This is a genomic window from Bacteroides sp. (genome assembly GCF_019417265.1).
GTDB lineage: Bacteria > Bacteroidota > Bacteroidia > Bacteroidales > Bacteroidaceae > Phocaeicola.
In genome coordinates this window covers 1-3,622 of sequence record NZ_DXVR01000154.1, presented here as the reverse complement: position 1 = coordinate 3,622, position 3,622 = coordinate 1, and the positions used below count along the sequence as shown (strand labels likewise).

The following is a 3,622-nucleotide window of genomic DNA, read 5'->3' as shown; positions in this document are numbered from 1 at the left end:
CAAGCCTTGCAACATCGCATCGAGCGAGGCACACAACCGAAGGACTGCCGAGTACATGCGCAACATCGGAGAGTCCAGAATCTATGTCGTTTCCAAACTTTCCACCGATAACGAGCAGTGGGTAAATCCTGACTTCGGCACTACCGAATTGCGGACACATTACGACAACATCAAACGGATGGTCAAGGAAAAGACCGGACGTGTCATGCAGGAGAAAGAACGTGAACGCAAAGGCAAGAACGGAAAAATCATCAAGGTGGCAGGGTGTTCACCTATCCGTGAGGGGGTGTTGCTCATCAGAGCGGACACCACATTGGCAGATGTGCATAAATTTGGCGAGGAGTGCAAACAACGCTGGGGTATTACTCCGCTGCAAATCTTCCTGCACAAAGATGAAGGACATTGGCTGAGCGGACAACCCGAAGCCGAAGATAGGGAGAGTTTCCAAATTGATGGAAAGTGGTTCAAGCCGAATTATCACGCTCATATCGTTTTCGATTGGATGAACCACGATACAGGAAAGAGCTGTAAACTCAATGACGAAGATATGACCGAAATGCAGAGTTTGGCTTCTGACATTCTCCTGATGGAACGAGGACAATCTAAAACCGAAACAGGCAAGGAACATCTGGAACGTAACGATTTCATCATAAAGAAACAGAAAGCCGAACTGCAACGTATAGAGGAAACCCAAAGGCACAAGAAGCAGCAAGTAACTCTTGCTGAGCAAGAACTCAAACAGGTAAAATCGGAAATACGCACCGACAAACTCAAAAGCGCAGCTACCGATGCAGCCACAGCCATAGCAAGCGGTGTCGGTTCTCTTTTCGGAAGCGGAAAATTGAAAGATTTGGAACAAACCAATGAGAATTTACGTCATGAAATTGCCAAGCGTGACAAGGGTATTGATGAATTAAAAGCCAAGATGCAACAAATGCAGGAACAGCACGGCAAGCAGATTCGTAACCTACAAGGAATACATAATCAAGAGCTTGAAACCAAAGACAAGGAAATATCACGATTGAATACCATTCTTGAAAAAGCGTTCAACTGGTTTCCATTACTCAAAGAAATGTTGAGGATGGAAAGACTATGTTATGCCATCGGATTTACCAAAGATATGATAAACAGTCTTTTGACAAAAAAGGAAGCTATTAGGTGCAATGGTAGGATTTATTCTGAAGAGCATAGGCGAAGATTTGAAATCAAGAATGATATTTTCAAGGTGGAAAAGAATCCAACCGATGATAGCAAACTGATACTTACCATAAACAGACAGCCGATAGGCGAATGGTTCAGGGAACAATGGGAGAAGCTACAGGAAGGATTGCGAAAAACAGAAGAGCCAAGAAAAAATAGAGGATTTAGGTTATAAATTCTGTTCTCTATATCGCAAAACATCAATAAAATAACTAATTTTGTATTCGGATTGGGCTAATCCTCTCCATGACATAAGAAAAAGAAGAAGCGTTATGTTTATCTTGTAGGTGAAAACGTAGGAAACTTTCAAACTGATACAAGAGATAGCATAGTGGTTCTCACGCATATAGCGTGGGCTGCTATTGTTACATCTGTATCAGAGGTTTCCTACGACCTTCACTTAGACGTGGCATAGTTGGCTCACGTTTTTTCAATATAAAATTAATAGCCTAATAGAGCCAATAGGGAATTATACGAATATGAATAAGTTTATTATTCCATTCTTTTTAATCACTGCCTTCCTTGCAGTGGGTTGCAGCGATGATGAGCCAAAAGATGTTGTCAATGAAATCAAGATGTCCGTTTCTGCCGAAACAGGTACGTACATACCATGGGGCAGTGATACTCCTGTAGAGTGTATGCTTGTTATGTCTGAAGACAATCCCGGAGTATGGGAGCCACTTGGCTTTAATAGTATTAAATGGTTTACATACGAAAGAGGACATGAATATTACCTTTCGGTGGAGAGAACCATTCTCGCCAATACTCCCATGGATGCTCCAGACCGTACCTATTTGCTGTTGAGAATCCTTCAAGACCGTATTGTCACAAAGCCGGAGATACCTGTAGATAAAGAAATCAATTCAGAGGAAGACATTGAGTACTATGATATGTGCCCCTTTAACAAATATGCCATAGAAAAGGAAATCATTGTCAATGAGAATGGAGAAATTTCCTATGCCGACGGTCACAGCCTTCCGTCTTATGATAATGCCCGCATTTGGTTAAAGTGTATTCTTGATAAGGCAGATCCGAATTGGCTAAAATTCAATAAAATACCCTATATGGCAATCTATTCATTTGTATTGTCACCGCTTACGGATGAAATACGGCTGGTGCGCAACGAATCATCCGGTCCGATGTTCAAGGAGGTCATTCCTGAAAGTGAGTTTGCCCATATCACCCAATCCATGAAGCCGGGCGAAGAACTCCGTTACGCCCTCATCCTTGCCAATGTCTATAAGAAAGGACTTCAGAAGCTGGAATTTACGATAAAGAAACAATAACACATAACCATGATGAATAAACTTATCAACCCGATTCTTTTTATCATGTGTCTGCTTGCTATGGCTTGCAGCGATGATAATAATGAAAATGAAACATTTGCTCCGTTCAGTCTTGAGAAAAGATACTATGAAGTACGATTGGAGCGCAATGCTACTTCTATTCCTATAATAAACGGTAGTGGCGATATTAGTTTGGCAATAGAGGATGAAAATATATTGAATGCCATTTACTCAAAATACAACGATAAGGAGGATGACAGAAAAGGACACATCAATTTGTATGGTATGCAGAAGGGAAGTACAACACTGACCATTACCGACAATATTACCAAGGATGTGGAAACCGTTGAAGTGAAAGTGACAGATTGCTATTTGTCATACATGATAGACGAAAGTAATCATCCTCTATTAAAAGCCAACACAACTCTATTTTTCATAAACAATCCTGCAAAAGAGTCCTATATCTTCGCTAGAGACAATCTCCATGGGACATTATATGACCGACCAACAATGAAAGGCAGTTACGAGTTCTTCATCACCCCCGATTCGAAAGAACAACTGCACGACATACCCGGATTGCGTTTAACATTCCAAACCGATGGAGAAGAAAACGTTACTGACAACAATGACACGACAACATCTTACGACTTTCAAATAATGGGTAATAATCAGATATTCAGTGTTATTCAAGCATTTTTGGGTGTGAAATGGGAGGAACTTTTTGATAACGCCCATACAAAAAGCCCTGCACCAGTAGACTTTACTATGAAGCTGACTGCTCCCAATACAAATTATCAAATTACAGGAGTATTAAGTACTACATCCATTCCGGAACACATATTGGATTGATACATTGCTGCAGTTAGACAATTAAACTGATATAAAAGCCAACTAAAAGAGCATAACTTGATTGTTCTTTTAGTTGGCTTTGTTTTATTCAGACACTTTTTTCTGAGTAAAGATGCATTTCATCTTAAATAATACAAAAACACCCAATTTTACATTCTTGGGTGTAAAATTGGGTGTTTGTTTTACAACTTACTGATTTTCAGTGTTTATTGCGGAGAGAGAGGGATTCGAACCCCCGGTACCTCGCAGTACAACGGTTTTCAAGACCGCCGCAATCGACCACTCTG

3 protein-coding genes are annotated in these 3,622 nt (G+C 40.7%); all 3 read left to right on the top strand.

The features are described from left to right. A partial coding sequence (locus QZ379_RS12295; RefSeq protein WP_291565282.1) for a mobilization protein occupies window positions 1-1,375 on the top strand: 1,375 nt, incomplete at its 5' end. Between the two features lie 304 nt (window positions 1,376-1,679). Next, window positions 1,680-2,486 carry a DUF4377 domain-containing protein gene (locus QZ379_RS12290; RefSeq protein ID WP_291565281.1) on the top strand — a complete coding sequence of 269 codons (807 nt, stop codon included), beginning with the start codon at window positions 1,680-1,682 and terminating at the stop codon, window positions 2,484-2,486. A 9-nt stretch (window positions 2,487-2,495) separates the two neighbouring features. Beyond that, window positions 2,496-3,335, top strand: a complete 840-nt coding sequence (locus QZ379_RS12285) for a hypothetical protein (RefSeq protein WP_291565278.1) — start codon at window positions 2,496-2,498, stop codon at window positions 3,333-3,335. Window positions 3,336-3,622 lie beyond the last annotated feature (287 nt).

Excerpts from the sequence above, each read along its gene's own strand:
- QZ379_RS12290 (WP_291565281.1), top strand. The coding sequence starts at position 1,680 with ATGAATAAGTTTATTATTCCATTCTTTTTAATCACTGCCTTCCTTGCA.
- QZ379_RS12285 (WP_291565278.1), top strand. The coding sequence starts at position 2,496 with ATGATGAATAAACTTATCAACCCGATTCTTTTTATCATGTGTCTGCTT.